We start from the raw sequence: 24,256 nt of genomic DNA on the forward strand, positions 1-24,256 counted from the left end.
GGTGCACAACTGGCCGGATCCCGCCCTGGAGGCCCTTCCATGTCCCTTTCGCTCCCCGGCCGCCGCAGCGTGCTGCGCGGCTCGCTCGCCGCGTCGGCGGCCCTGACCCTGCCCACGGCGCTCGGTTCGGCGCCGGCGTTCGCACTGTCCGGGCGTCCCCGCGCGGACTGGGGCGTCCAGGCGGGCGACGTGACCGCCGGCTCCGGCCTGGTGTGGGTCCGTTCGGACCGGCCGGCCCGGATGATCGTGGAGACCTCGGCCACCGAGTCCTTCCGCAACGCCCGCAGGTGGCACGGTCCGCTGCTCGGTTCCGGCAGCGACTTCACCGGCACCACCCGGCTGCACGGGCTGCCGTCCGGCGAGCAGATCCACTACCGCGTACTGCTCGCCGACCCCGACGACCCGCGCCGCACCGGCGAACCGGTCGCCGGCACCTTCCGGACGGCCTCCGCGCGCCGCCGTCAGGGCGTGAAGTTCGTGTGGTCGGGCGACCTGGCCGGACAGGGCTGGGGCATCAACGAGTCCATCGGCGGCTACCGCATCTTCGACGCGATGGCGAAGCTGGACCCCGACTTCTTCCTGTGCAGCGGTGACAACATCTACGCCGACGGCGTCATCTCGGCGACCCAGGCGCTGCCCGACGGCAGCCTGTACCGCAACGTCACCTCGGAGGAGAAGTCGCACGTCGCGGTCACGCTGGACGACTTCCGCGGCAACTTCCGCTACAACCTGCTGGACCAGGCGCTGCGCCGGTTCAACGCCCAGGTGCCGAACGTCATCCAGTGGGACGACCACGAGGTCCGCAACAACTGGTACCCGGGCGAGGTCATCGGCACCGGCACCGCCTACCCGGCCGGCACCAAGCTGGACGACATGGCGCTGCGGTCCCGGCAGGCGTTCTCCGAGTACTTCCCGATCTCCACGATCAGCGGCCGTCCCGACGGCCGGATCTACCGGGTCCACCACCACGGCCCGCTCCTCGACGTGTTCGTCCTGGACATGCGGACCTACCGCAACGCGAACTCGCCCGACGACCAGACGACCGACCCGCAGGGCATCCTCGGCGCCGAGCAGCTGGAGTGGCTCAAGCGCGAGCTGTCCCGGTCGCGGGCGGTGTGGAAGGTGATCGCCGCGGACATGCCGCTCGGCCTGGTCGTGCCCGACCCGGTGGAGGGCAGGGCGAACTTCGAGGCCGTCGCCCAGGGCGACCCGGGCGCGCCGCTCGGCCGTGAGCTGCAGATCGCGGAGCTGCTGCGGTACATCAAGCACCGGAAGATCACCGGCACGGTGTGGCTGACGGCGGACGTCCACCACACCTCGGCCCAGCACTACGACCCGTCGCGGGCCGCGTTCAAGGACTTCGCGCCGTTCTGGGAGTTCGTCTCCGGCCCGCTGAACGCCGGTGCCTTCCCGGCCAACGCGCTGGACGGCACGTTCGGCCCCGACCGGGTGTTCGTCAAGGCGCCGACCGCCTCGAACGTGTCACCCGCGGAGGGCTACCAGTTCTTCGGCGAGGTCGACATCGACGGCGACAGCGGCGAACTGACGGTACGTCTGCGCGAGTACGACGGCACCGTGCTGTTCACCCGGACCCTGCAGCCGGGCCGGGTCGGCCAGTAACTCCCGTACGCTCTGCACAGGGCCGCGCCCCGGCGTCATCCCCCGGTGCGCGGCCCTGCCGCATCCCCCGAACTCACCCTGGAACAGGGAGTTTTCGCAGGTCAGGGCCGATTGTCAGTGGTCGCCTCTACGGTTTTTCCCATGACGCGATCTTCACAGGCCGTGGCCTATCGCCAACCCTCCGTGCTGCGCTCCGGCGCCGACGGACGCCGTCTCGGTCTTGAGACCTCCCGGGGTGCGACACCCACCGGGACGGCGGACCACCCGCGCTTCTTCGCGGGCTTTCTGACCTCGCCCCAGGTGGCCGCCGCCGGGCTGCTCGCGGTGGCCGACGTGGCGGCCGCGCGCTACTACCAGCCGCAGTTGCGCGCCTCGCTGGACCCGGTGGTGACGGGCAACGGCGACCGGCTGCGCTTCGAGTCCTTCTCCGGCTGCGGCGGGGTGTATGCCCGGCTGGACGTCCTCCGGCCGGGCCTGGACGGCGGCGAGGTCGGGCACGGCACGACGAACGTCGACGTCAACAACCCGCTGCGGGAGGCGCTTTCCCGGCTCGGCACGGACGACCCGCTGCATCTGCGGGTCGGGCCGGAGGAGCTGGCGGTCACCACGCTGGACGGACCGGTGGTGGAGAAGAAGGTGCCGCTCCCGGACCGCTGGCTGCGCGGCTTCGCGGAGGCACAGGTCATAGCGGCCGGGTTCGACCTGCGCGCCGAGCTCCCGGCGGACGAGGCCGTGCGCTTCCTGCGCTCGCTCCCCCGCGGCGGCACGGGGCGCCGGGGCGCGGCCGGTCCGCGCTGGGTGGTGCCGGCGGGCCGGGCGCTGCGGCCGACGACCCGCCCGGTGCCGGGCGCGGTGTGCCTGCCGGGCCCGGAGCGGCTCGCGGCGCTGCAGCGGGTCCTGCGCCATGCGACGGCGTTGCGGGTGTACGGCCCGCAGGGCGCCCTCGCCGCCTCCGGTACGGCCGCCGCCTGGGAGGTCGTGCTGCCGGGGATGCGGCTCACCCTGACGCTGTCGCCGGACGCGGCCCGCGGGTTCTCCGGCGAGGGCGGTGTGCTGGACGCGCTCGCCACCGACGAGGCCGCCGAGGACGCGGAGCTGATCGCGGTGCTGCTGGCCTGGGAGCCCCGCGTGGACGTCGCCGATCTGGCCGCCTCCTCGGGCCTCGCCCCGGAGCGGGTCCGCGCGGCCCTGGTCCGCCTCGGCACCTCGGGACGGGTCGGGTACGACACGGCCGAGGCCGCCTACTTCCACCGCGAACTCCCCTACGACGCGGGGCGCGTGGAGCGGCACAACCCGCGGCTGCGCTCGGCCCGGGCGCTGGTGGCCGCGGGCGCGGTGGCCGTGGACGGCGATCTGGGAACGGTGACGGCCGAGGACGGCCATGTGCACCGGGTGCGGGACGCGGCGGGGGTGCTGAGCTGCAGCTGTCTGTGGTGGGCGAAGTACCGGGGCGGGCGCGGGCCGTGCAAGCACGCGCTGGCGGTGCGGATGGTGCGGCGGGGCGCCACGGCAGGACAGGACGCGCGGCAGGACGCGGGACAGGACTTCGGACAGGACATGGCGGAGATCGGCGGGGGTGCGCGATGAGCGAGGTGCTGGAAGCGGTGCGGGCGGGTCGGACGGGACTGACCGAGCTCCTGCTGAAGAGGATGACGGACGCCGAACGGCGCAAGCTGCTGCCGGAGTTGCAGAACCTGCGCAAGGAGCTGCGGGCCACGCCCTGGACCGAGCGGAACGGCCGGGTGTACCCGGCCCTCCAGGTGGCCGGCGCGATGTGCCACTCGGGGGCCGCGGCCGCCGCGACCTGGATCGCCGGTGCGGACATGCGCTGGCAGCAGACTCCGGCGGAGACGCTGCTGAAGGCGCTGGCGGACCGGGACACCGGCTGGCTGGCGGATGTGGCCCGGCGGCTGGCCGCCCGGCCGGTCTCGGCGGACGTGTCGTTCGGGCTGATGGCGGGGCTGGTACACGCCTCGGGGTGTGAGGTACCGGTGACGGACGCCTATGTGGTCGGCTGGGTCAGGCACATCGGCCACGGTCGGGGGCAGGCCCCGCTCGTCGACCGGCTGCGCGCCGAGCCGGACCTCGCGCCGCTGGTGAACGGCCTGTTCGAACTCTCCGATCTCGGCGAGGTCCGCTGGCTGTTCGGCGACGGTCCCGGCTCCTGGCAGAGCGCCCTCGCCGAGCTGACCCGCACCGGTGAGCTGGACCGCACGGCCGTGACCGACGCCTGTGTCGCCCGGCTGCTGCGCGGCGGCGGCCCGACCGACCACCGGACCTTCCTGCCGCTGCTGGGCCTGCTCGCCCTCACCCGGGACGAGGAGCGCGCGAGGATCGCCGACTGGACGGCCCTGGCCCGGGACGCCGCCTCCCCCGTCGCCGCCCACGCCCAGTCGGTCCTCGCCGCCCTCGCCCTCGACGGCGACCTCACCCCGCGGCAGCTGGCCGAGGCCTCCGAAGGGCTGTTGTTCCGCACCGAGAAGAAGCTGGTGCGTGCCCAACTGGTGCTGCTGGGCAAGGCGCTGACCCGCGAGCCGGCCGCGGCGGCGGAGCTGCTGCCGGCCGTGGGCCAGGCGTTCGGGCACGAGGACACCCAGGTGCAGGAGCGGGCCCTGAAGCTGGTCGAGCGGCATGCGAAGCGGCTCGAAGAACCGGCGGCCCGGGCCGGGATCGTCGCCGCCGCTGAGGGGCTGAGCCCGGCCCTGCGTGCCCGGGCGGCCACCGCGCTGGGGATCGCGCACGAGCCGGCGACCGAGGTGTACGAGGAGGTACTGCCGCCGGCCCCGGAGCCGTTCCGGCTGGCACCGGCGCCGGACTCGGCGGTGGAACTCGCCGAGGAGATCGGAGCCCTGCTGGCGTCCGACGGGGACGTGGCCGCGTTCGAGCGGGCGCTGGACGGGCTGGCCCGGCACACCCACCGCGACCAGGAGGCGCTGCGCGAAGCGCTCGGACCGGTGGCCGCGACCCGCTGGTGGAAGCAGCCCGAGGCGCACCGCTGGTGGCACACCGACGAGTACTTCGGCAACTCCCGCTACGGCCTCCTCGGTGCCCGGGACGGCCTGGAACTGCTCGTGGCCGCGCTGTTCGGGGTCGTGAGCACGGACACCCTGCTCGCCGCCCTCCGGCGCGGACCGGCCGACCACGAGTGCGCGCACACCGGTTTCTCCCGGGTGTTCGACGTACGGCTGCGTGAACTGGCCCACCGGATGAGGACGGATCCGCAGCCGTTGCTGCTGGCCACGCCGACCTGGAGCACCGGGCTGCTCGAACCGGGCGAACTGGTCGACCGGCTCGACGCCTACCACCGCCTGGGCGCCCGGGTCGGTGCCGCCGACTTCGCGCAGGCGCTGTTCCGGGTGCGCCGCGAGGACCGTACGGCCGCTCTGGCGGCGGCCGGGCGGGCAGCCGCGCTCGGCACTCCGGAGGGCGAGCGGCTCGCGCGCTGGCTGTCCGCCGAGGAGCCCGCCCAGCCCACGTCCCGCCGCCGTACCTCGGGGGTGCGGATCCTGGTCGAGGCGGGTGAGGTCCTCGAACTCCAGGCGGACTTCCCCGAGGAGTTCCGGCGCCTTGGCCGGCCGGTCACCCCGTTCCACGGCCGCCGGTACTGCTACCACTGGGGCCAGGAGAACCACCGGCACTGGCTGGCGACGCTCCCGGAACGGCGCGAACTGGTCGCCGTGCGGCTGCTGCACGACCTGTCCCAGGCCGCCGTGGACGACCAGCGGGGCACGGCGGCCGCTCTCCCGCTGCTCGCCGAGTCCGGCGGCCCGGCGGGCGAGAGCACGCTTCTGTGCCTGGCGTACGGGCTGGGTGCCCGGCATCCGGAGGACCGGCTGGCCGCGGTGGACGCGCTGCTGGTGCTCGCCGCGCGCGGACAGCTCGACGCGGAGCGGCTCGGTGCCGACCTGGGACAGTTGGTCCGGCGGGGTGCGGTGAAGCCGCTGCGGCTGGCCGAGTCGGCACGGACGGCGGCGGCCACCGGGGCGAACACGACGATATGGGAGATGCTCCGGCACACCCTGCCGGTGCAGCTCGCCGACCTCGCGACGGCGGGCACGACCGTGCCGGCCTCCGCGCGCGGGCTCGGGGAGCTGCTCTCGGTCGCCGCCGAGTGCGCCGAGCGGTCCGGGGCCCGCGGTGTGCTGCCCCATCTCTCGCAGGCGGCGGCACGGCGCGGCTCCTCCCGGCTGGTGGTCCAGGCCCGTCGGCTGCGGGAGGCGCTGACCGAGGAGACGGCCGCCTGACAGGGAGCGGCAAAAAAGTACGCAAAAAGAACATAAGCATGCTTTACCCATCGGTCACAGAGCGTTCGTGATCACGCAACACCCTTCCTTCACAGTGGATGCATGACTCGAGACATGTCTGATGTGACACGCGCACGGCACGGACGGCCCGTGCACCACTGGCGGCGGGACGTCGTCGAACTCGCCGCCCTGTTCACGGCCGTCGCGGTGGCGGACGCGGCGGCGAACCTGATCGGCCACGGCCCCGACGGTCCGGCCCTCCTGGTGATCTCGGCGCTGGTGCTGGCGGCGACCGCGGGCTTCCACGTCTGGTGGGCGAGGCGCCCAGGTCACGCACCGCCGGTGACGGATACCGATACCGGCACCCGGCCGACCGTCTCCGCGACGGGTCAGGCCGGGGCCGGTGGGGACACCACGCTGTGGCGGCTGCGGACGACGGTGCGGGACGAGCCGGGATCGCTGGCCGCCCTGTGCACCGGGCTCGCCGGACACCGGGTGGACATCCTCAGCCTGCAGACGCATCCGCTGGGCGACGGCACGGTGGACGAGTTCCTGCTGCGGGCCCCGGGGGAGCTGACCGCCGCTGAGATCACCCGGGCGGTCGCGCTGGCCGGGGGCACCGACACCTGGATCGAGCGGGCCGACGCGCACGATCTGGTGGACGCCCCGACCAGGGTCCTCGGCCTGGCGACCCGTACGGCGCTGGACGCGGCGGAACTTCCGCTGGCCCTCCGGCAGTTGTTGGGACGGTGCACCATCCGTTCACTCCCCGCCCATCCGGTCGGCGGGGCCCGGAGCCCCGAGACGGTACCCGTCGAAGGGGCCCTGGAGGACACCGTGGTGCGGCTGCGCGCACCGGAAGGCGGAGTGATCACCGTGGAGCGGCCGTATCTGCCGTTCACGCCCACCGAGTTCGCGCGGGCGCGGGCGCTGGTGGAGCTGGACGCCCGGCTCGGCCCGCGCATCCCGCGCAGCCAGGACGTGCTGACGCTGCCCGAGGGCAACGCGATCACCGTGCGCCGGGCCGACACCGGTGACCTGGAGGCGGCCAAGGCCATGCACGAGCGGTGCTCGACGCGCACGCTCGGGCTGCGCTACCACGGGCCGGTCGGGGACGCGGACCGTTATCTGAACCACCTGCTCAGCCCGCGGTTCGGCCGGACCCTGGCGGTGCAGACCGCGTCGGGCCGGATCGTCGGCCTCGGCCACCTGCTGTGGGACGGGGACGAGACGGAGGTCGCGCTGCTCGTCGAGGACGACTGGCAGCGGCGCGGTATCGGCGGTGAACTGCTGGGCCGGCTGGTCGGGATGGCCGTCGAGGCGGGCTGCGAGAGCGTGTACGCGGTGACGCAGGCGTCCAACACGGGGATGGTGGCGGCGATGCGGGCGCTGGGGTTGCCGCTCGACTATCAGATCGAGGAGGGGACGCTCGTCATCACCGCGCGCTTGGATGCCGTGGGAGTCACGGGGCTCTCTCGTGCGGGTGAGGCCGAGAGGGCCGAAGCGCCGTAGGGGCCGAGGACGGTCCGGTGACTGCCGGCGCGCGGGGGCTGGTCGCGCCCGCGCGGCGGTAGCCGCACACGAATACAGCCCCGCGCCCCTGAGGGGCGCGTCAGCGGGACCCCAATGCCCAGTCCAGGTCCGCCCACAGATCGTCCACGTCCTCCAGGCCCACCGACAGCCGCAGCAGCCGGTCGCTCACGCCGGCGCCGCGGCGGTCGTCGGCGTCGACGATGCGGTGGCTGATGGACGCCGGGTGCTGGATGAGGGTGTCGACGCTGCCGAGGCTGACGGCGGGGGTGATCAGCCGTACCCGGGAGACGACCTCGTGCGGGTCGTCGTACACCTCGAAGGCGATCATCGCGCCGCCCAGGCGGGGGTAGCGGACGCGGGCGACACGTGGGTCGGCGGTGAGGCGGCGGGCGAGTTCGGCGGCGGTGGCGGAGGCGGCGCGGACCCGGACGGGGAGGGTGGCCAGGCCGCGCAGCAGGAGGTAGCCGGCCAGCGGGTGCAGGACGCCGCCGGTCGCGAACCGTATCTTCCGGAGCTGCCCGGCGAACTCCTCGTCGCAGGCGACCACTCCGGCCAGGACGTCGCCGTGGCCGCCGAGGTACTTGGTGGCGCTGTGCAGGACGAGGCGTGCGCCGTGTGCGGCGGGGCGTTGCAGCACGGGCGTGGCGAAGGTGTTGTCGGCGAGCAGCGGGACTGTGCCGCAGGCGTGGGCGACGGCCCGCAGGTCGAGTTCGGCGAGGGTCGGGTTGGCCGGGGACTCGACCAGTACCAGGCCGGTGTCGGGGCGCAGCGCGTCGGTGATGCCGGCCGGGTCGGTCCAGGTGACCTCGGTGCCGAGGAGACCGGCGGTGAGGAGGTGGTCGCTGCAGCCGTACAGGGGCCGTACGGCGACGACATGGCGCAGGCCGGTCGCGGCGCGGGCCAGGAGAACGGCGGACAGGGCGGCCATGCCGCTGGCGAAGGCGACGGCGGACTCGGTGCCTTCGAGGCGGGCCAGGGCGGTCTCGAAGCGGGCGACCGTCGGGTTGCCGAGCCGGCCGTAGACCGGGGGTCCCGCGGGGTCCGCGCCGTCGGTGGCGAAGGCGTCGATGCGGGCGGCCTCGGCGCGGCTGTCGTACGAGGGGTAGGTGGTCGACAGGTCGATCGGCGGGGTGTGCAGGCCCTGGCGGGCGAGGTCGTCGCGGCCGGCGTGCACGGCCTCGGTGGCCAGGGCGCGCGGGGCGCCGGATACGTGGTCACGAATGCTCACGGAGTCCATGGCGGAAGGGTGAACATCGGGCGGGCCGTGCGGGCGATACACCGTGTAACGTTCGGGCCATGGCCGATTCCGTCGTACTGGATCCGGTGGATCTGCACCTGCTGCGGCTGCTGCAGAACGACGCCCGGAGCACCTACCGCGAGCTCGCCGCCCAGGTGGGCGTGGCGCCGTCGACGTGTCTGGACCGGGTGACCCGGCTGCGGCGGTCCGGGGTGATCCTCGGGCACCGCCTGGAGCTGGATCCGGCCAAGCTCGGGCGGGGCCTGGAGGCGCTGCTCTCGGTGCAGGTGCGGCCGCACCGGCGGGAGTTGGTGGGGCCGTTCGTGGAGCGGATCCGGGCGCTGCCGGAGTCGCGGACGGTGTTCCACCTGACCGGTCCCGACGACTACCTGGTGCACGTGGCCGTGGCGGACATGACGGACCTGCAGCGGCTGGTCCTGGACGAGTTCACCTCGCGGCGCGAGGTGGCCCGGGTGGAGACCCGGCTGATCTTCCAGCAGTGGGAGTGCGGGCCGCTGCTCCCGCCCGTGTCGTCGGCTCAATCCCCGTGACGCGCGGCGGTCCGTCGTACGAGGATGGACCGCATGTCACAGACCAGTAACCCGCTGCCCCGTCAGGTCGCCGACGCCTTCGTCGACGAACTCATCGCCCTCGATCCGATCACCGGTACGTTCCTCGGCGTCAAAGAGAGTTCGAGCCGGCTGCCCGACACCTCGCCGGCGGGTGACGAAGCGGTCGCCCGGCTCCAGCGCGACACGCTCGCCAGGCTGGCGGAGGCCGAGCGGCAGCCCGGCGCCGACAGTGACATCGAGCGGCGCTGCGCACGCCTGCTGCGCGAGCGGCTCACCGCCTCCCTGGCCGTGCACGAGGCGGACGAGAGCCTGCGGTCCGTCAGCAACCTGAGCTCGGTCGCGCACGCGGTGCGCCAGGTGTTCACGGTGACGCCCACCGCCACCGAGGAGGACTGGGCGGCGGTCGTCGAGCGGCTGCGCGCGGTGCCGACCGCGCTGGAGGGCTACCGGCAGTCCCTCGAACTCGGCCTGGACCGGAAGCTGTACGCGGGCCCGCGGGCCACCGCCACCTTCGTGGGACAGCTCGGCGAGTGGGCCGACACCGGCGACGGCAAGGGCTGGTTCGAGCAGTTCGCGGCGTCCGGGCCCGAGGCGCTGCGCACCGGTCTTGACGAGGCGGCCGGGGCCGCCACCGAGGCCGTGGTCGCGCTGCGCGACTGGATGCGGGACGTGTACGCGCCGGCGATCGAGGGCGCGCCGGACGTGGTCGGGCGCGAGCGGTACGCCCGCTGGGTCCGCTACTTCAACGGCACCGACCTCGACCTGGACGAGGCGTACGCGTACGGCTGGTCCGAGTACCACCGGCTGCTCGGCGAGATGCGGACCGAGGCCGAGAAGATCCTGCCCGGCGCCGAGACCCCGTGGGTGGCGCTAGCGCACCTGGACGAGCACGGCACCCACATCGAGGGCGTCGACGAGGTGCGCGGCTGGCTGCAGTCCGTGATGGACGAGGCCATCGAGAAGCTCGACGGCACCCACTTCGACCTGGCCGAGCGGGTCCGCCGGGTGGAGTCCCGGATCGCGCCGCCCGGCAGCGCGGCGGCGCCGTACTACACGCCCCCGTCGGACGACTTCTCGCGCCCCGGCATCACCTGGCTGCCGACCATGGGCCAGACCCGGTTCCCGGTCTACGACCTGGTCTCGACCTGGTACCACGAGGGGGTGCCCGGCCACCACCTCCAGCTGGCGCAGTGGAAGCACATCGCCGAGAACCTCTCCCGCTACCAGGCGAGCGTGGGCATGGTCAGCGCCAACGCCGAGGGCTGGGCGCTGTACGCGGAGCGGCTGATGGACGAACTGGGCTTCCTCACCGACCCGGAGCGCCGCCTGGGCTACCTGGACGCGCAGATGATGCGGGCCGCGCGGGTCATCATCGACATCGGCATGCACCTGGAGCTGGCGATCCCGGACGACTCGCCCTTCCACCCCGGGGAGCGCTGGACGCCGGAGCTGGCGCAGGAGTTCTTCGGCGCGCACAGCAGCCGTCCCGCGGACTTCGTGGAGAGCGAGCTGACCCGCTACCTGTCCATGCCGGGCCAGGCGATCGGCTACAAGCTGGGCGAGCGGGCCTGGCTGCTGGGCCGGGAGCAGGCCCGGGAGCGGCGGGGCGCCGGCTTCGACCTCAAGGCCTGGCACATGGCGGCCCTGTCCCAGGGTTCGCTGGGCCTGGACGACCTGGTGGCGGAGCTGGCCCAGCTCTGACGGGCCGACGGCACGTCGGAGCCGTAGGCCTCGTTCCGGGTCAGTGCCGGAAGCCGCCCTCGGAGTTGACGACCTGCCCGGTGACCCAGCGCCCCTCGTCCGTGGCCAGCCACGCGATGAGCCGCGCCGGGTCGTCGGGCCGGCCCCAGTGCCCGCCCGGGAAGCGCGCCGCGACGGCCGCGTGGACGTCGCCGGTCGCGTAACCGGTGTCCACGGGACCGGGGTTCACCGTGTTCACCGTGACCCCGCGGCCGGCGAGAGCGGTGGCGAGGGACCGGGTGACAGAGGCGAGGGCGCCCTTCTGGAGGGCGTACGCGAGCTCGCCCGGCATCCCGTCGCCCTGGTCCTGCCCCGAGGTCATCATCACGACCCGCCCACCGGGCCGGGCCTGCCGGGCGTACGCCTGGACGAGCAGCAGCACCGAGCGGGTGTCCACCGCCCAGTGGGCGTCCAGCATGGCCGCGTCGATCGCGTCGAGGGTGCCGTCGGAGCCGCTGAGGGCGTGGTTGGCGACCAGGATGTCGAGACCGCCGAACTCCCGGACCACCCGCTCGACCAGCCGGGCGGGTTCGGCCGGATCGGCCAGGTCACCGGGTCCCGCCACGACCCGCGCGCCGGGGTCGCCGAGCGCCTCGCGCACGGAGGCGACGACGTCCTCGACACGGTCGGTGCCCCAGGGCATGGCGGAGTCGTGCGGAACGTGGTGGTGCAGATAGACGCTCGCCCCGTACGCGGCGAGCCGCCGGGCGACGGCATGCCCGATACCGGCCCGCCGGCTAGCGCCGGTGACGAGGGCGCTGCGGCCGCGCAGGGGCAGGGGGTCACGGCGGAGCTGCTCTTCGGACGGCATGGCGGATCATGCTAGGGAGGACGCGGCCCGGGCGGCGACCCAATAAACCGAGGCAACAGAAGGAACGGAAGGAAACGACCGCCCGGCGAGGCGCCGTCTGCCGTTCGGGTCTGTTCCGGTGGCGGGGGCCGGGTGCGGACGGCTTGCTGGTGGCGGGGGCCACCGGAGACAGGAAGCGAGCCGCGGATGCAGACCTCTACGCCGGCACGGCAGCCGTTGCAGACCCCACGGGCGGCCGGGGTGGCCGGGATCGTCTTCGCGCTGCTGCTCGCCGCCGCCATAGTGCTGATCCGGCTGGGGGTCCCGCAGGGCGCCGACGCGGTCACCGCCCAGACGCCGGATCCCACCCGGCGCAGCGCCGTGCGCGCCGCACTCACCCTGGTGCCGTTCGCCGGCATCTTCTTCCTGTGGTTCATCGGCGCCGTCCGCTCGCACGTCGGCGACGCCGAGGACCGGTTCATGGCCACCGTGTTCCTCGGCAGCGGCCTGGTCTTCACGGCGATGATGTTCGGCGGCGCGGCGGCGGCCGCGGCCGTGCTCGACACCGCGCATCCGGCGGGCACGTCGCCCTCCCGGCCCGCCTGGGACTTCGGGCAGCACCTGGCGTACACGCTGATGATCGGGTACGCGATGCGGATGGCGGCCGTGTTCACCTGCTCCGCGTCGGTGATCGGGCACCGGCTGGGCATCATGCCGCGCTGGCTCACGGTGCTGGGCCTGCTGGTCACCCTGGTCCTGCTCTTCGTCTCGCCCAGTGTGCCCTGGTCGGAGCTGGTGTTCCCGGGCTGGTCGCTGCTGCTCAGCGTGTTCATCGTCGCGGAGAGTTTCCGCCGCCCCACCGCCGACCTGGGCGCGGCCCCGGCAGTCTGAGGGCTGAGGGGGCTCACCCGATCGGAGGGCCTCGGCGCGCGGTGGCGGGCGCGGGCTCCCATGCTGGCGTGCGGGGACTTCCCCGCCGTCCGGGACTGCGCTGTCGGGCCGGCGGTACGCACCGGACCTGGCCACCGGAAGGGCGGAGCCATGATGCGCCTTGTCGTCGACCTCAACAGATGTCAGGGGTACGCGCAGTGCGCGTTCCTCGCTCCGGACGTCTTCGCGATGCACGGCGAGGAATCCCTCGTCTACAACCCGCAGGCCGAGGAGGAGCAGCGGGAGCGGGTGGCCCGCGCCGTCGCCGCCTGTCCCGTGCAGGCGATCACCGCCGACGGGCTGGACGGAGTGGCGGGAGGGATGTCCGATGCCGCCCACTGACTATCTCGACTGGCTGCGGCGCGAGGGCCGGATCGTGGTCGTCGGTGCCTCGCTGGCCGGTCTGCGGGGCGCCGAGACGCTGCGCGCCGAGGGCTTCGCCGGCGAACTCACCATGATCGGCGACGAGCCGTACGAGCCGTACGACCGCCCGCCGCTGTCCAAGGCGGTGCTGCTCGGCAGGGCGGCCCCGCACCACACGGGGCTGCCGCACCGCCGGGAGATCGACGCCAAGTGGCGGCTCGGTGTGGCGGCGACCGGTCTCGACATGGAGGCGCGGCGGGTACGGCTGGCGGACGGCGACGAGGTCGAGTACGACCGGCTGCTGATCGCGACCGGGGTACGGGCCCGGCCGTGGCCCAAGGAGGAAGAGGCGCGGCTGGACGGGGTGTTCACGCTGCGCACCCGGGACGACGGGGCGGCGCTGCTGCGGCGGCTGAAGGCCGGGCCGCGCCGGGTGTTCGTGATCGGCGCCGGGTTCACCGGTTCGGAGATCGCCTCGGCCTGCCGTGAGCAGGGCATCCCGGTCACCGTGGCGGAACGCGCGGGCGCGCCGCTGGTGGGCGCCCTGGGCGGGGTGATCGGCGCGGTCGCGGCGGAGATGCACCGGGAGAACGGGGTGGATCTGCGCACGGGCGTCATGGTCACGGCGCTGGAGGGCGACCCGGCCGGGCGGGTGCGGGCGGTCCATCTGTCCGACGAGTCCGTCGTCGAGGCGGACGTGGTGGTCGTGGGGCTCGGCGCGACGCGGAACACCGAGTGGCTGACCGGCTCCGGCCTCGGCGCGGGCCCCCGGGGCATCGCCTGTGACGCGGGCTGCCGTGCCTTCGACTTCCGGGGCATCGTCACCGACGACATCTTCGTCGCCGGCGATGTCGCCCGGTCCCCGCACGCGCTGTTCGGCTACCAGTTCCTGTCCCTGGAGCACTGGGGCAACGCGGTCGCGCAGGCCGAGATCGCCGCGCACAACATGATCAGCCCGAGCGCGGAGCGGCGGCCGCATCTGTGGGTGCCGGCGTTCTGGTCCTCCCAGTTCGGTGTGAACATCAAGTCGGTCGGGGTGCCGCCGATGGGCGAGCAGATCATGATCACCCAGGGCTCGCTGGCCGAACGCCGGTTCGTCGGGGTGTACGGCTACAAGGGCCGCACGATCGCCGCGGTGAGCTTCGACAACACCCGGTGGCTGGAGTTCTACCAGCGGGAGATCGAGAAGGGCGCCCCGTTCCCGGTGGAGTTCCCGACCGTGGACCGCCGTCCCGAGGGCCGGTCGCCCGTCGACGCCGACTTCCCGGACCCGGCCCTGCCGACGCACGGCCCGATGGTGACCCTCAGCGGCTACTCGCCGACCGACCAGCAGCTGGTCTTCCACCCCGCCCGCCACTGACCGCCGCCCGGCCCGACGCTCCAAGGAACTGTCATGACGCAGACCTCGATGTTGCGCCAGATCACCGACTTCGCGAACCGCGCCAACCCGTACCCGCTGTACGAGGAACTCCGCAAGACGCCGGTGCTGCACGAGGAGGAGGACGGCCCCTACATCGTCAGCACCTACCACGACATCGAGGCGCTGCTCCACGATCCGCGGATCAGCTCCGACGAGTCCAACGTGCTCTTCGGCCGGGACGACGCGCTGTCCGGTCCGGAGGCGACGGGGCTGCCGCCGAGCTTCATCCGGCTCGACCCGCCGGAGCACGACCGGCTGCGCAGGATCGCCAACAGCTCCTTCGGGCCGCCGCACCGGCCGCACCGCATCGACGACATGCGCGGTCAGCTGGACGAGATCGTCACCGAGCTGATCGACGGCCTCGGGGACGCCAAGGAGTTCGACCTGGTCGACCAGGTCGCCTATCCCTTCCCCGTCACCGTCATCTGCCGGCTGCTCGGCGTGCCGCGCGAGGACGAGCCGAAGTTCCGTGCCTGGGTCGACCCGATCGTGGCCGGCCTGGACCCCGACTCCCGTACGGCCGAGGATTCCATGAGGACCGCGCAGGAGGCCCGGCTACAGCTCGGCATGTACCTGAACGGCCTGGTGGAGCAGCGCGCCAAGGAACCCCGCGAGGACATGCTGTCCGACCTGGCGCACGGCAGCGGTCCGGACGGCGCGATGACGACCATGGAGGTGCTCAGCACCGCGGTGCTGCTGCTCATCGCCGGCCATGAGACGACCGTCAACCTCATCACCAACGGGATGCTCACGCTGCTGCGGAACCCGCGGTACCTGGAGCGGCTGCGTGAGGACCCGGGGCTGTCGGTGCGGATCGTGGAGGAACTGCTGCGGTTCGAGCCGCCGGTGCAGCTCCTGCCGCAGCGCACCTGCATCGCCGACATCGAGGTGCACGGGGTGACCATCCCCAAGGGCTCGCGGATCTGGCTGGTCCTCGCCGCCGGCAACCGGGACCCGCACCGGTTCACCGATCCGGACCGCTTCGACCCGGACCGCCAGGACATCCAGCACCTCGGCTTCGGCAGCGGCATCCACAGCTGCTTCGGCGCCCCGCTGGCCCGTCTGGAGGCCCAGATCGCGCTCTCCCAGCTGGCCCGCCGGCTCGACAACCCGCGTCTGGTCGAGGACCCGCCGCCCTACCGGCAGAACGCGGTGCTGCGCGGCCCGCGCCACCTCGACATCGCGATCGACGGCCTGAGGTGACGAAGGGTCAGGACGGCAGCCTGCGCAACTGCACCAGGCCCAGCCAGGTTTCCGGGCCGGGCCTGGTGTAGGCGGCGCGCACCGCGTACGTACCGGGCTCCAGCGGGACCCGCAGATGCTCCCCGCCCGCCGCCTCGCCGCCCGGCCAGGCGGAGTCGAACAGGACCACGGGGCCCGGGACCTGCCAGCGGAGCTCGTTCTCCCACACGGCGTTGTCGAGCGCGGCGGGGACCTGGGCCAGCAGCTCGGCCTCGGAGTTCGCGGCGGACCAGCGGACGAAGGTGCCGTGGTCCGGCAGGAAGGACGTCGAGGCGGGTTCGTCGCCGAGGACCAGGGCCGCGCTGTCGCCGACCGGGAGCAGTCCGACGTAGCCGTCGACCTCGCAGGCCCGGTCGTAGTCGGTGGCCAGGTCCTCGCTGTCGGCGCCGGCCCAGAACGGCAGGACCGTCTCCGGGACCGCCACCAGCGGGCCGCCGCCCGACTCCACCCACTCCAGCGCGCCTGGATCCGCGTAACGAGTCATGGGGTGAACCTACACGTACAGCGACGACACAGGTTCACCTCCGGGAATCAGCAACCGCAGTCACCGTCGACGGGAACGGTCAGCGGGTCCGGATCCCGGCGCTCGCGGCCCTGCCAGGTCTCGAACTCGAAGCCCTCACGCACCCAGTACTCGAATCCGCCGAGCATCTCCTTGACCCGGTAGCCGAGTTCGGCGAGCGCGAGTGCGGCCCGCGTCGCGCCGTTGCACCCGGGACCCCAGCAGTACGTCACCACGGGCACCTCCCGGTCGAGGAGTGCGGCCGCCTGCTCCGCGACGAGCGCGGTGGGGAGATGGACGGCACCGGGAATGTGTCCCTGGTCCCAGGACTCGGTGGACCGGGAGTCCAGGACGACGAAGCCGGGGTCGCCGTCGGCCGCGAGGGCGGCGGCCACGTCGGAGACGTCGGCGTGGAAGACGAGGCTCGCCCGGAAGTGGGCGGCGGCCTCGGCGGGGGCGGCGGGGGCGACCCGGAGCACGGGGTTCGCGGTGGTGGCGGTCATCTCGTCGGCCTTTCAGCGGCTGCCGGGGCAGCGGATCTCCATGACCGGAAATCTACGGCCGGTGACCTGCCGTTCTGAAGGCGCGATCCCCGGCCCGGGTCTTGTCCGGCCGGGGATTCCCTGTTATCCATCCCCCATGACCGTGTTTTCCCCGGACGCCACCGACTGGCGCATCCTCGACGTCCTCCAGCGTGAGGGCCGGGCCAGCTTCGCCGAGCTGGCGCGGGCCGTGGCGATGTCCCCGAGCGCGGTGACCGAGCGCGTGCGGCGCCTGGAGGAGGCGGGGGTGATCCAGGGGTACGCGGCGGTGGTGGACCCGGAACGGCTGGGCCTGCCGATCCTCGCCTTCGTCCGGCTGCGCTACCCGAACGGCAACTACAAGCCGTTCCACGACCTGGTCGCCGCCACCCCGGAGATCCTGGAGGCGCATCACGTCACGGGCGACGACTGCTTCGTCATCAAGGTCACGGCCCGCTCGATGCGCCACCTGGAGGAGGTCTCCGGCCGGATCGGCACCCTGGGCTCGGTGACCACGAGCGTCGTCTACTCCTCGCCCCTCCCCCGCCGCGCCGTCGGCACCTAGAACCAAAGAACCGAGGAAGCCAGGACCCCGGGAATCAGACCCCGCGCTGTCGCAGCGCGGAACCCGATCTCCCCTTCACGACCTCCAGTTGGGCGTGGATCCGGCGGCGCAGGTCGGCGACATGGCTGACGATGCCGACGCTGCGGTCGCGTTCCCGGAGGGAGTCGAGGACGTCGAGGACCTCGTCCAGGGTCTGGTCGTCGAGGCTGCCGAAGCCCTCGTCGATGAAGAGGGTGTCGAGCCGGACCCCGCCGGCCTCGTCGGTGACCACGTCCGCGAGGCCCAGGGCGAGCGCGAGGGAGGCGAAGAAGGTCTCGCCGCCGGACAGGGTGGCGGTGTCGCGTTCGCGTCCGGTCCAGGCGTCGACGACATGCAGCCCGAGGCCGCTGCGGCCGCGCCCGCTGCGGTCGTCGGAGTGGACGAGGGTATAGCGGCCGGAGGACATGCGCCGCAGCCGTACGGTCGCGGCGGCGGCGACCTGTTCCAGACGCGCCGCCAGCACATACGACTCCAGGCGCATCTTGCGCTCGTTGTCGGCGGAGGTACCGGCGGTGAGCCCGGCGAGCCGGGCGACCCGGTCGTACTCCTCGCGCAGCGGGGCGAGCCGGCGCACTCCCGCGCTCGCGTGGGCGGACAGCCGGTCGAGTTCGGCGCAGGAGCGGGCGGCCCGGTCCCGGGCGGAGGCCGCGTCGCGCAGCCGCCGGTCCGCGGCGGCGGCGGTGCGCTCGGCCGTGTCGAGGTCGGCGGGCGGCTGCTGGGCGGCGGCCGCGGTGTCGGCCTCGGCCAGCACCGCGCGCACCGCCGCCTCCTCGGACTGCCAGTCGTCCAGGCGCCGTTGGAGTTCGCGGTGGGCGGCGTCGTCGAGGTGGGCGGCCGCCGCGGCCTGCGGGGTGTCGAAACCGGCCCGGTAGGCGGCGTCGGCGAGCCGCGCGTCGGCGTCCTTGAGATGCTGGGCGGTGTCCTCGGCGGCGCGCGCGGTGTCGGCGGCGTCGGTGAGCAGCGCGACCTGCCGCTCCAGCTGCCCGGCCCGCACCGCGACACTGGCGGCGCTCCCCCGGACCGCCGCCAACTCCTCCTCCAGGGAGGCCTGTTCCGCGTCGAGGCCCTCACGCCGGGTCAGCCGCGCGGCGGCCCGCACCTCGGCCTGCTGCCGGCCCGCCAGCCGGCGCTCGCGCTCCTGCCCGGCCAGCCGCAGCTCCTCCTGCGCCGGGTGCAGGGCGGAGGCGGCCCGCCGGACCCGTACGTACTCCTGCTCCAACTCGTCGGCCTGAACGGCGAGTTGCGCGGTCGACGCGTCGCCCGCCTCGGCGGTGGCGGCGGCCAGGGCCTCGCGTACGGTGCCCAGGCCCCGCTCGTCCTGGGCGCGCTGTGCGTCCGCGCGCTGGAAGGCGGCTTCCGCGCGCTGTTCGGCCTCGCCGTCGACGTGACCGGCGAACTTCTCGGCGGGCGCGGGATGTTCGGTGGCTCCGCAGACGGCGCACGGCTCGCCCGCGGTGAGCTGCGCGGCCAGCTCGGCGGCGATGCCGGCCAGCCGCTGTTCCTTGAGGTCGAGCCAGTGCTCGCGCGCGTCGGCGGCCCGCCGCGCGGAGGCGAGGGCGGTGCGCTGGGCCTCGTCCGTGTCCTGGCCCAGCTCGTCCCGGAGCCGGGCCGCCGCCAGCCGCCGGCGCGCGGGTTCGCGCTGGACGGCGAGCTGCTCGGCCCGGGTCGCGGCCTCCTGGGCGGAGTCGATACGGGACTGGAGCTCCGCCCGGGTGGCGTCCCAGTCGGCGAGCCAGCCGTCGGCATCCCGCAGCACGTCCTCGTCGTCCCGCTCCTGCCGGTCGAGCCGGCCGCGCTCCTCGACGACCTCGGCGAGCCGCCGCTCGGCCCGGCGCGCGGACTCCAGCCCGCCCAGCTCCTCGGTGACCCGGCGGGCGGCGGTGGCGAGCCCCGCCGCACCGGCGCCCGCGAAGGTCTCCGGCAGCAGCGCCCGCGCGCGTGCCTCGGCGGCGGCCGCCCTGCGGTGCCCCGCCTCGGCGGCCTCCCGCAGCTCCAGCGCCGGCGCCACCGCCGCCGCCTTCCGCCCCCGCTCCATCCGCGCCTGCGCCTCACGATGGGCGCCGGCCCGCTCCTCCAGGCGTACGGCCCGCTGCCGTGCCTCGGCGAACCGGCCCTGCAGCCGCGCCAGTTCGCGTACGTCGGCCAGCGCCCGGACGGCGGCGAACCGGGCGGACTCGGCGGCGGTGAGGCGGCAGTGGGCGACGGTGAGGCGCTCGCGCGCGGTGCTGCGGGCGACGGCGGCGGCACCGAGCACGGCGTCGGCCAGCCCCGGTTCGCCCGGGGTCAGTTCCGGCAGCTCCATCGCGTCGCCGGCCTCCTGCTGCATCCGGTGCGCGTCGGCCAGCAGCGCGGAGTCGCCGTCCCGCACCTGTGCCTCGGTCGTCCGGCGGCGCTCGGCGAGGCGCTTCTCGACCTCGGCGAAGCGCTGGGTGTCGAAGAGCCGGCCGAGCAGCTGGCCGCGGGCGCCGGCGTCGGCGCGCAGGAAGCGGGCGAAGTCGCCCTGGGGCAACAGGACGACCTGGCAGAACTGCTCGCGGCTCATGCCGAGCAGCTGGGTGATCTCCTCGCCGATCTCCTGGTGCGACCGGCTGAGGTCCTTCCAGACACCGGCCGTCGCGTCGTACTCGCGCAGCCAGGTCTGGGCCTTGTCGAGGGTGGTACCCGCGCCCCGTTTCTTGGGCCGCTCCCAGGGCGGCTGCCGGGTGATCTCCAACCGGCGTCCGGTGACGGTGAGTTCGAGGCGGACCTCGGTGCGGGTGGTCGCCTCGGCGTGGTCGCTGCGCAGGGTGAGGCCCTGGCCGGTCTGGCGGGCGCCGGGGACGGTGCCGTAGAGCGCGTAGCAGACGGCGTCCAGGACGGAGGTCTTCCCGGCGCCGGTCGGGCCGTGCAGCAGGAAGAGCCCGGCGGCGGAGAGGGCGTCGAAGTCGACGCTCTGGGTGCCGCCGAAGGGTCCGAAGGCGGTGACGTCGAGCCGGTGGAGCCTCACTCGGCGACCTCCCGCGCCGCGTCGAACGCCTCGCCCAGCACGGTCAGTTCGCGTTCGTCGGGGCCCGCGCCGCGGACATGGGCGACGAAGTCCTCGGCGATCTGCCGGTCGGTACGGCCGGCCAGGCGGCGGGCGTAGGAGACGTCCGGGTCGTCCGGGGCGCGGTCGGGGGCGAAGACCAGGCTGAGGGTGTGCGGGAAGCGCTCGGTGAGGCGGGCCATGGGGTCGGCCGGCCGGACCGCGTCGGTGAGGGTGGCCTCGATCCAGGCGTCCTCGTGCCGGGTCAGCGCGGGGTCGGCGAGCAGCTCCTCCAGGGTGCCGCGGACGCGGGCCAGGGGGCGCGGGACCGGGCAGTCGAGGCGCTCGGCGGTGACGGTGCCGTCGGCGGCGAGGTCGACGAGCCACATGCTCTTGCGGTGGTCGGTCTCGGAGAAGGAGTACGCCAGCGGGGAGCCGGAGTAGCGGACGCGCCCGGTGATGGTCTGGCAGCCGTGCAGATGGCCCAGTGCCGTGTAGTCGACGCCGTCGAAGACACCGGCCGGAACGGCGGCCACTCCGCCGACGGTGATGTCCCGCTCGCTGTCGCTGGCCTCGCCGCCGGTGACGAAGGCGTGCGCGAGGACCACGGAGCGGGTGCCGGGGGCGCGGGCGGCGAGGTCGGCGCGGACCCGGTCCATGGCGGCGGCCAGCACCGCCTCGTGACCGGCCTTCTCGACCGCGAACTCGTCCTTCACCAGGGCGGGTTCGAGATACGGCAGGCCGTAGAAGGCCACGTCGCCGTGGGCGTCGGCGAGCACGACGGGCGTGGCGACGGCCGACGGTTCGGTCCGCAGATGGATGCCCGCGCGGTCGATGAGCCCGGCGCCGACCCCCAGCCGACGGGCCGAGTCGTGGTTGCCGGAGATCATCACCGTGGGCACGCCCAGGTCGGCCAGCCGGTGCAGCGCGTCGTCGAAGAGCTCGACCGCGGCCAGCGGCGGTACCGCACGGTCGTACACGTCCCCCGCCACGACCACGGCGTCGACGGCGTGCTCCCGCACGGTCGTCACCAGGTGGCCGATGAACTCGGCCTGGGCGCCGAGCATGCTCACGCGGTGGAAGGCCCGGCCGAGATGCCAGTCGGAGGTGTGCAGGATTTTCATGAGATCACCCTGTCCTGCACCTTTGCCCCTATTGCACCTGTATCACCGGCACGAACCAGTACAGGGCCCGTGGTCAACGCCTGCCACGCTAACGCATTTCGCCCCCTCACCCATCACGTACCTCGGATCGTCACGCGTCCCCGTAGGCCTCCCCGCCCAGTTCGAGGTGTGCGGTGCCCGCCGTGGTGTCGGCGAGCCAGGTGCGGAAGGTGTCCACGTCGGCGTCGGGGAGGGCGATCTCGATGGCGACGGCCTCGGTGTAGCGGACGTCTCGAACCTCGCGGCCGGTGGCGCGGAGGTCGTTCTGGAGCTTGCCGGCCCGCTGGTGGTCGACGGTGACGGTGGCCAGCCGGAAGCGGCGGCGGGTGATCGTGCCGAGGGTGTCGAGGGCTTCGCCGACCGCGCCGCCGTAGGCGCGGATGAGGCCGCCGGCGCCGAGCTTGACGCCTCCGTAGTAGCGGGTGACGACGGCGACGACGTAGCGCATGTCACGGCGGAGCAGCATCTGGAGCATGGGGACGCCGGCGGTGCCGCCCGGTTCGCCGTCGTCGCCGGCCTTCTGGGTGGAGGCGCCGGCGCCGATGACGTAGGCCCAGCAGTTGTGGGTGGCGTCGGCGTACTCCTTGCGGACCGCCGCGACGAAGTCCTGGGCCTCCTGCTCGGTGGCCGCGGGTGCGAGGGTGCACAGGAAGCGGGAGCGGTTGGCCTCGGTCTCGTGCGTGCCCGCGCGGGCGACTGTGCGGTACTCGTCCTGCATCCGCCCAGCCTATGCGCACCTGTGTACTACTCCTTCCCCCTGGCCACCGTCACCTCCGTCAGCAGCGCCGTCCCCGGGGCCAGCGCCGCCCACTCCGTCCCGTGCCAGGCCAGCACCGCGATCGCCGAGGTCGGGAACTTCTTCCGCACCTGCTCCAGGGTGTCGTCGAGGCCGTCGCCCGCCAGCTCCAGGACCAGTTCCTCAAGGCCCGGGTTGTGCCCGACCAGCAGCAGGGTCTCCACTTCGGCCGGGACCTCGTGGACGACCTCCAGCAGGTCGGGGACATCCGCGGCGTAGACCCGCTGGTCGTGGCGGACCGGGGGCGGGGTGCCCCACTGGCCGGAGGCCAGTTCCCAGGTCTGGCGGGCGCGGACGGCGGTGGAGCAGACGGCGAGGTCGGGCAGGCAGTCGGACTCGGCGAGGGCGCGGCCGGCGGCGGGCGCGTCGCGGCGGCCGCGGGCCGCGAGCGGGCGCAGCCGGTCGGGGACACCCTCGGGCCAGGCGGACTTGGCGTGCCGCAGGACGACCAGGCGGCGCAGCGGGCCGGCGCCCGCCCGGGCGGTCACCCGAGCCTCCCCAGCTCGCGGGTGAGTTCGAGGGCTAGCAGCCGGTCGGCGTGGGCGCAGGTCTCGAAGCGGGCGCCGTCGGGGATCTCGGGCTGGTTCTCCATCCAGTGCAGCACGCCGAGCACCGCGGGCACGTCGAGGTCGTCCTCCCAGGCCTCCCGCAGGCGTCCCCGCACCTTCTCGGGGACCGGCCGCGAGGGGCTGCGGGCCCAGTGGGCCACCGACCGGCGCAGCCGGACGAGCCGCCGGGCGGCCGCGTCCAGGGCTCCGGCGCCGAGGTGCACGGCCGTGCGGCGCGGGGCGTCGAGCAGGGCGAGCCGGAGCGCGGCGGGGTCGGCGAGCCGGTTGAGGACGTCGGCGTCGGGGCCGCTCGCGGGGGCGACGGCGACGGTCACCCCGGCGCCGGGCACGGTGACGCCCTCCGCCGCCACGTGGACGACCTGGGCCTCGCCCAGTCCCGAGGCGAGGTCCCGGCCGTCCTCGAAGGGGCGGATGCCGAGGGTGGTGGCGGCGGCGTGCAGCTCCGCCTGGTGGTGAGCGGCGGTGAGCAGGGGCAGGACCGGGGTGCCGCCGATCTCCAGGGCGCGCAGGAGCAGGTCGGTGGTGAGCAGGACCCGCAACGCCGTCAGGTCGTGCCCGGAGGCGTGTGCCTCGACCCGGGTCAGGGCACGGCGGGCGGGGGCGGCGGGGACGGTCTGACCGGTCTTGGCGTCGAGGATGCGCAGCACGGGCTGAGCGTAGGCGCGTGGAGAGCCGTACGCAGGCACCTTGCGACGATTCAGGTCACCGTGGCGGGACATGCGGGACATGCGACACCTCCTGCCGCCCGGGCAGACCTGACGGTGCCGGCCGCTACGGAAGACGTGAGTCGGACCCGGGGCCGTCAGGCGTCAGAGTGACAAACAGCGGCAACTTGTACAGCGGTGGAGGTTCGCCTTCCAGCCCGAGTCGCTGCCAGGCCAGCCGCGCCGAGATCTTCAGCACCCGGCGCGCACGGATGATGAGCAGGAAAGCGAGCGGCAGTTCCACCAGCACGGCCGAGGCCATGCTTCCCCACACGTCGCCTCGCCCCCAGCTCAGGGAGACGTCGAACCAGGCATCGCAGACCAGGAGCGTGGCCGCCACGAAGGACATCGGCACCAGGGCCTGCCGTTTCAACCAGACCGCGACCCCGGCGCCGGCCAGCGACACGAGCAGCATGACGTCGAAGCCCACCCACACCATGGGCCAGTACCGGGCCTCGAAGCGATCGGGCAACGAAACGGCCAGGTAGACGGTCCAAGGGACGAGCACGCACACGCACAGGGCCAGTTGCCCCACCGCCCGTCGGTGGCGGCGGCGCAGCGTGAGGTTGTCCGGTGCGAATCCCCTGGCCGTGCCACCCGTCGTGGCGGTGGGGTTGCTCTGCTCGCTCATCCTTGCCTGTCCCTGATATCAGCGCCCGGCCCGGGCCGACTGCGCCGGTGACCGCACTGCTGATCGCTCTT

The 24,256-nt window shown here is 73.9% G+C and carries 21 protein-coding genes; 11 read left to right on the forward strand and 10 right to left on the reverse strand.

Going from position 1 to position 24,256, the window contains the following annotated elements:
• The first annotated feature begins 39 nt into the window (after positions 1-39).
• The 4 genes from ACIPSJ_RS43800 to ACIPSJ_RS43815 all read left to right on the forward strand — a co-directional run bounded on the left by ACIPSJ_RS43800 (position 40) and on the right by ACIPSJ_RS43815 (position 7,376).
• A complete protein-coding gene (locus tag ACIPSJ_RS43800) occupies positions 40-1,620 on the forward strand; it encodes an alkaline phosphatase D family protein (RefSeq protein WP_401354575.1) in 1,581 nt (526 codons plus the stop codon).
• 141 nt (positions 1,621-1,761) lie between these two features.
• Complete coding sequence (locus tag ACIPSJ_RS43805; RefSeq protein WP_401354578.1) at positions 1,762-3,207, forward strand: SWIM zinc finger family protein; 1,446 nt, start codon at positions 1,762-1,764, stop codon at positions 3,205-3,207.
• Positions 3,204-5,864, forward strand: a complete 2,661-nt coding sequence (locus tag ACIPSJ_RS43810) for a DUF6493 family protein (RefSeq protein ID WP_401354580.1) — start codon at positions 3,204-3,206, stop codon at positions 5,862-5,864. Before ACIPSJ_RS43805 ends, ACIPSJ_RS43810 begins: the two co-directional genes overlap by 4 nt.
• A gap of 114 nt (positions 5,865-5,978) precedes the next feature.
• A complete protein-coding gene (locus ACIPSJ_RS43815) occupies positions 5,979-7,376 on the forward strand; it encodes a GNAT family N-acetyltransferase (protein ID WP_401354583.1) in 1,398 nt (465 codons plus the stop codon).
• 100 nt (positions 7,377-7,476) lie between these two features.
• Here the strand turns inward: ACIPSJ_RS43815 and ACIPSJ_RS43820 are convergent, their stop codons facing one another.
• Positions 7,477-8,634 carry a trans-sulfuration enzyme family protein gene (locus ACIPSJ_RS43820; RefSeq protein ID WP_401354586.1) on the reverse strand — a complete coding sequence of 386 codons (1,158 nt, stop codon included), beginning with the start codon at positions 8,632-8,634 and terminating at the stop codon, positions 7,477-7,479.
• 59 nt (positions 8,635-8,693) lie between these two features.
• Here ACIPSJ_RS43820 and ACIPSJ_RS43825 point away from each other — a divergent pair, with 59 nt between their 5' ends.
• Positions 8,694-9,185: an Lrp/AsnC family transcriptional regulator gene (locus ACIPSJ_RS43825; RefSeq protein ID WP_355719092.1), complete on the forward strand. Its 492-nt coding sequence runs from the start codon at positions 8,694-8,696 to the stop codon at positions 9,183-9,185.
• A gap of 33 nt (positions 9,186-9,218) precedes the next feature.
• Positions 9,219-10,907 carry a DUF885 domain-containing protein gene (locus ACIPSJ_RS43830; RefSeq protein WP_401354588.1) on the forward strand — a complete coding sequence of 563 codons (1,689 nt, stop codon included), beginning with the start codon at positions 9,219-9,221 and terminating at the stop codon, positions 10,905-10,907.
• Positions 10,908-10,947: 40 nt separating this feature from the next.
• On the opposite strand, the gene ACIPSJ_RS43835 is transcribed toward ACIPSJ_RS43830, so the two are convergent.
• On the reverse strand, positions 10,948-11,757 hold the full coding sequence (locus ACIPSJ_RS43835) for an SDR family oxidoreductase (protein WP_401354591.1): 810 nt from the start codon (positions 11,755-11,757) through the stop codon (positions 10,948-10,950).
• A gap of 186 nt (positions 11,758-11,943) precedes the next feature.
• Between ACIPSJ_RS43835 and ACIPSJ_RS43840 the strand changes: the two genes are divergently transcribed.
• The 4 genes from ACIPSJ_RS43840 to ACIPSJ_RS43855 all read left to right on the forward strand — a co-directional run bounded on the left by ACIPSJ_RS43840 (position 11,944) and on the right by ACIPSJ_RS43855 (position 15,652).
• Complete coding sequence (locus ACIPSJ_RS43840) at positions 11,944-12,627, forward strand: hypothetical protein (RefSeq protein WP_359219612.1); 684 nt, start codon at positions 11,944-11,946, stop codon at positions 12,625-12,627.
• 153 nt (positions 12,628-12,780) lie between these two features.
• Positions 12,781-13,008 carry a ferredoxin gene (locus ACIPSJ_RS43845; protein WP_359219634.1) on the forward strand — a complete coding sequence of 76 codons (228 nt, stop codon included), beginning with the start codon at positions 12,781-12,783 and terminating at the stop codon, positions 13,006-13,008.
• A complete protein-coding gene (locus ACIPSJ_RS43850; RefSeq protein WP_359219614.1) occupies positions 12,995-14,389 on the forward strand; it encodes an FAD/NAD(P)-binding oxidoreductase in 1,395 nt (464 codons plus the stop codon). Before ACIPSJ_RS43845 ends, ACIPSJ_RS43850 begins: the two co-directional genes overlap by 14 nt.
• Before the next feature lie 33 nt (positions 14,390-14,422).
• Entirely contained in the window at positions 14,423-15,652 is a 1,230-nt protein-coding gene (locus tag ACIPSJ_RS43855; RefSeq protein ID WP_359219616.1) for a cytochrome P450, read from the forward strand.
• 7 nt (positions 15,653-15,659) lie between these two features.
• On the opposite strand, the gene ACIPSJ_RS43860 is transcribed toward ACIPSJ_RS43855, so the two are convergent.
• Complete coding sequence (locus ACIPSJ_RS43860; RefSeq protein WP_359219618.1) at positions 15,660-16,175, reverse strand: immunity 21 family protein; 516 nt, start codon at positions 16,173-16,175, stop codon at positions 15,660-15,662.
• A gap of 47 nt (positions 16,176-16,222) precedes the next feature.
• Complete coding sequence (locus tag ACIPSJ_RS43865; protein WP_359219620.1) at positions 16,223-16,696, reverse strand: rhodanese-like domain-containing protein; 474 nt, start codon at positions 16,694-16,696, stop codon at positions 16,223-16,225.
• A gap of 136 nt (positions 16,697-16,832) precedes the next feature.
• Here ACIPSJ_RS43865 and ACIPSJ_RS43870 point away from each other — a divergent pair, with 136 nt between their 5' ends.
• Positions 16,833-17,279 carry an Lrp/AsnC family transcriptional regulator gene (locus tag ACIPSJ_RS43870; RefSeq protein WP_355719112.1) on the forward strand — a complete coding sequence of 149 codons (447 nt, stop codon included), beginning with the start codon at positions 16,833-16,835 and terminating at the stop codon, positions 17,277-17,279.
• A gap of 34 nt (positions 17,280-17,313) precedes the next feature.
• Here the strand turns inward: ACIPSJ_RS43870 and ACIPSJ_RS43875 are convergent, their stop codons facing one another.
• From ACIPSJ_RS43875 to ACIPSJ_RS43900, 6 genes are all read right to left on the reverse strand, one after another.
• The gene (locus ACIPSJ_RS43875) at positions 17,314-20,304 is read right to left on the reverse strand and encodes an AAA family ATPase (protein WP_401354595.1); all 2,991 of its coding nucleotides are present in this window, start codon (positions 20,302-20,304) and stop codon (positions 17,314-17,316) included.
• Entirely contained in the window at positions 20,301-21,446 is a 1,146-nt protein-coding gene (locus ACIPSJ_RS43880) for an exonuclease SbcCD subunit D (RefSeq protein ID WP_359226791.1), read from the reverse strand. The genes ACIPSJ_RS43875 and ACIPSJ_RS43880 overlap by 4 nt, the downstream gene beginning before the upstream one ends.
• A 130-nt stretch (positions 21,447-21,576) precedes the next feature.
• Positions 21,577-22,203 carry a YigZ family protein gene (locus ACIPSJ_RS43885; protein ID WP_401354598.1) on the reverse strand — a complete coding sequence of 209 codons (627 nt, stop codon included), beginning with the start codon at positions 22,201-22,203 and terminating at the stop codon, positions 21,577-21,579.
• Positions 22,204-22,229: 26 nt separating this feature from the next.
• Entirely contained in the window at positions 22,230-22,769 is a 540-nt protein-coding gene (locus tag ACIPSJ_RS43890; protein ID WP_401354600.1) for a SixA phosphatase family protein, read from the reverse strand.
• Positions 22,766-23,578, reverse strand: coding sequence for a hypothetical protein (locus tag ACIPSJ_RS43895; RefSeq protein ID WP_401354603.1), 813 nt, complete (start codon positions 23,576-23,578; stop codon positions 22,766-22,768). Before ACIPSJ_RS43895 ends, ACIPSJ_RS43890 begins: the two co-directional genes overlap by 4 nt.
• Positions 23,579-23,621: 43 nt before the next feature.
• Complete coding sequence (locus ACIPSJ_RS43900; protein WP_401354605.1) at positions 23,622-24,185, reverse strand: hypothetical protein; 564 nt, start codon at positions 24,183-24,185, stop codon at positions 23,622-23,624.
• Positions 24,186-24,256 lie beyond the last annotated feature (71 nt).

This window comes from Streptomyces sp. NPDC090088 (genome assembly GCF_044747345.1).
Classification (GTDB): Bacteria; Actinomycetota; Actinomycetes; order Streptomycetales; family Streptomycetaceae; genus Streptomyces.

Coding starts and splice junctions, on each gene's coding strand:
- ACIPSJ_RS43800 (WP_401354575.1), top strand. CDS start 40: ATGTCCCTTTCGCTCCCCGGCCGCCGCAGCGTGCTGCGCGGCTCGCTC.
- ACIPSJ_RS43805 (WP_401354578.1), top strand. CDS start 1,762: ATGACGCGATCTTCACAGGCCGTGGCCTATCGCCAACCCTCCGTGCTG.
- ACIPSJ_RS43810 (WP_401354580.1), top strand. CDS start 3,204: ATGAGCGAGGTGCTGGAAGCGGTGCGGGCGGGTCGGACGGGACTGACC.
- ACIPSJ_RS43815 (WP_401354583.1), top strand. CDS start 5,979: ATGTCTGATGTGACACGCGCACGGCACGGACGGCCCGTGCACCACTGG.
- ACIPSJ_RS43820 (WP_401354586.1), bottom strand. CDS start 8,634: ATGGACTCCGTGAGCATTCGTGACCACGTATCCGGCGCCCCGCGCGCC.
- ACIPSJ_RS43825 (WP_355719092.1), top strand. CDS start 8,694: ATGGCCGATTCCGTCGTACTGGATCCGGTGGATCTGCACCTGCTGCGG.
- ACIPSJ_RS43830 (WP_401354588.1), top strand. CDS start 9,219: ATGTCACAGACCAGTAACCCGCTGCCCCGTCAGGTCGCCGACGCCTTC.
- ACIPSJ_RS43835 (WP_401354591.1), bottom strand. CDS start 11,757: ATGCCGTCCGAAGAGCAGCTCCGCCGTGACCCCCTGCCCCTGCGCGGC.
- ACIPSJ_RS43840 (WP_359219612.1), top strand. CDS start 11,944: ATGCAGACCTCTACGCCGGCACGGCAGCCGTTGCAGACCCCACGGGCG.
- ACIPSJ_RS43845 (WP_359219634.1), top strand. CDS start 12,781: ATGCGCCTTGTCGTCGACCTCAACAGATGTCAGGGGTACGCGCAGTGC.
- ACIPSJ_RS43850 (WP_359219614.1), top strand. CDS start 12,995: ATGCCGCCCACTGACTATCTCGACTGGCTGCGGCGCGAGGGCCGGATC.
- ACIPSJ_RS43855 (WP_359219616.1), top strand. CDS start 14,423: ATGACGCAGACCTCGATGTTGCGCCAGATCACCGACTTCGCGAACCGC.
- ACIPSJ_RS43860 (WP_359219618.1), bottom strand. CDS start 16,175: ATGACTCGTTACGCGGATCCAGGCGCGCTGGAGTGGGTGGAGTCGGGC.
- ACIPSJ_RS43865 (WP_359219620.1), bottom strand. CDS start 16,696: ATGACCGCCACCACCGCGAACCCCGTGCTCCGGGTCGCCCCCGCCGCC.
- ACIPSJ_RS43870 (WP_355719112.1), top strand. CDS start 16,833: ATGACCGTGTTTTCCCCGGACGCCACCGACTGGCGCATCCTCGACGTC.
- ACIPSJ_RS43880 (WP_359226791.1), bottom strand. CDS start 21,446: ATGAAAATCCTGCACACCTCCGACTGGCATCTCGGCCGGGCCTTCCAC.
- ACIPSJ_RS43885 (WP_401354598.1), bottom strand. CDS start 22,203: ATGCAGGACGAGTACCGCACAGTCGCCCGCGCGGGCACGCACGAGACC.
- ACIPSJ_RS43895 (WP_401354603.1), bottom strand. CDS start 23,578: ATGTCCCGCATGTCCCGCCACGGTGACCTGAATCGTCGCAAGGTGCCT.
- ACIPSJ_RS43900 (WP_401354605.1), bottom strand. CDS start 24,185: ATGAGCGAGCAGAGCAACCCCACCGCCACGACGGGTGGCACGGCCAGG.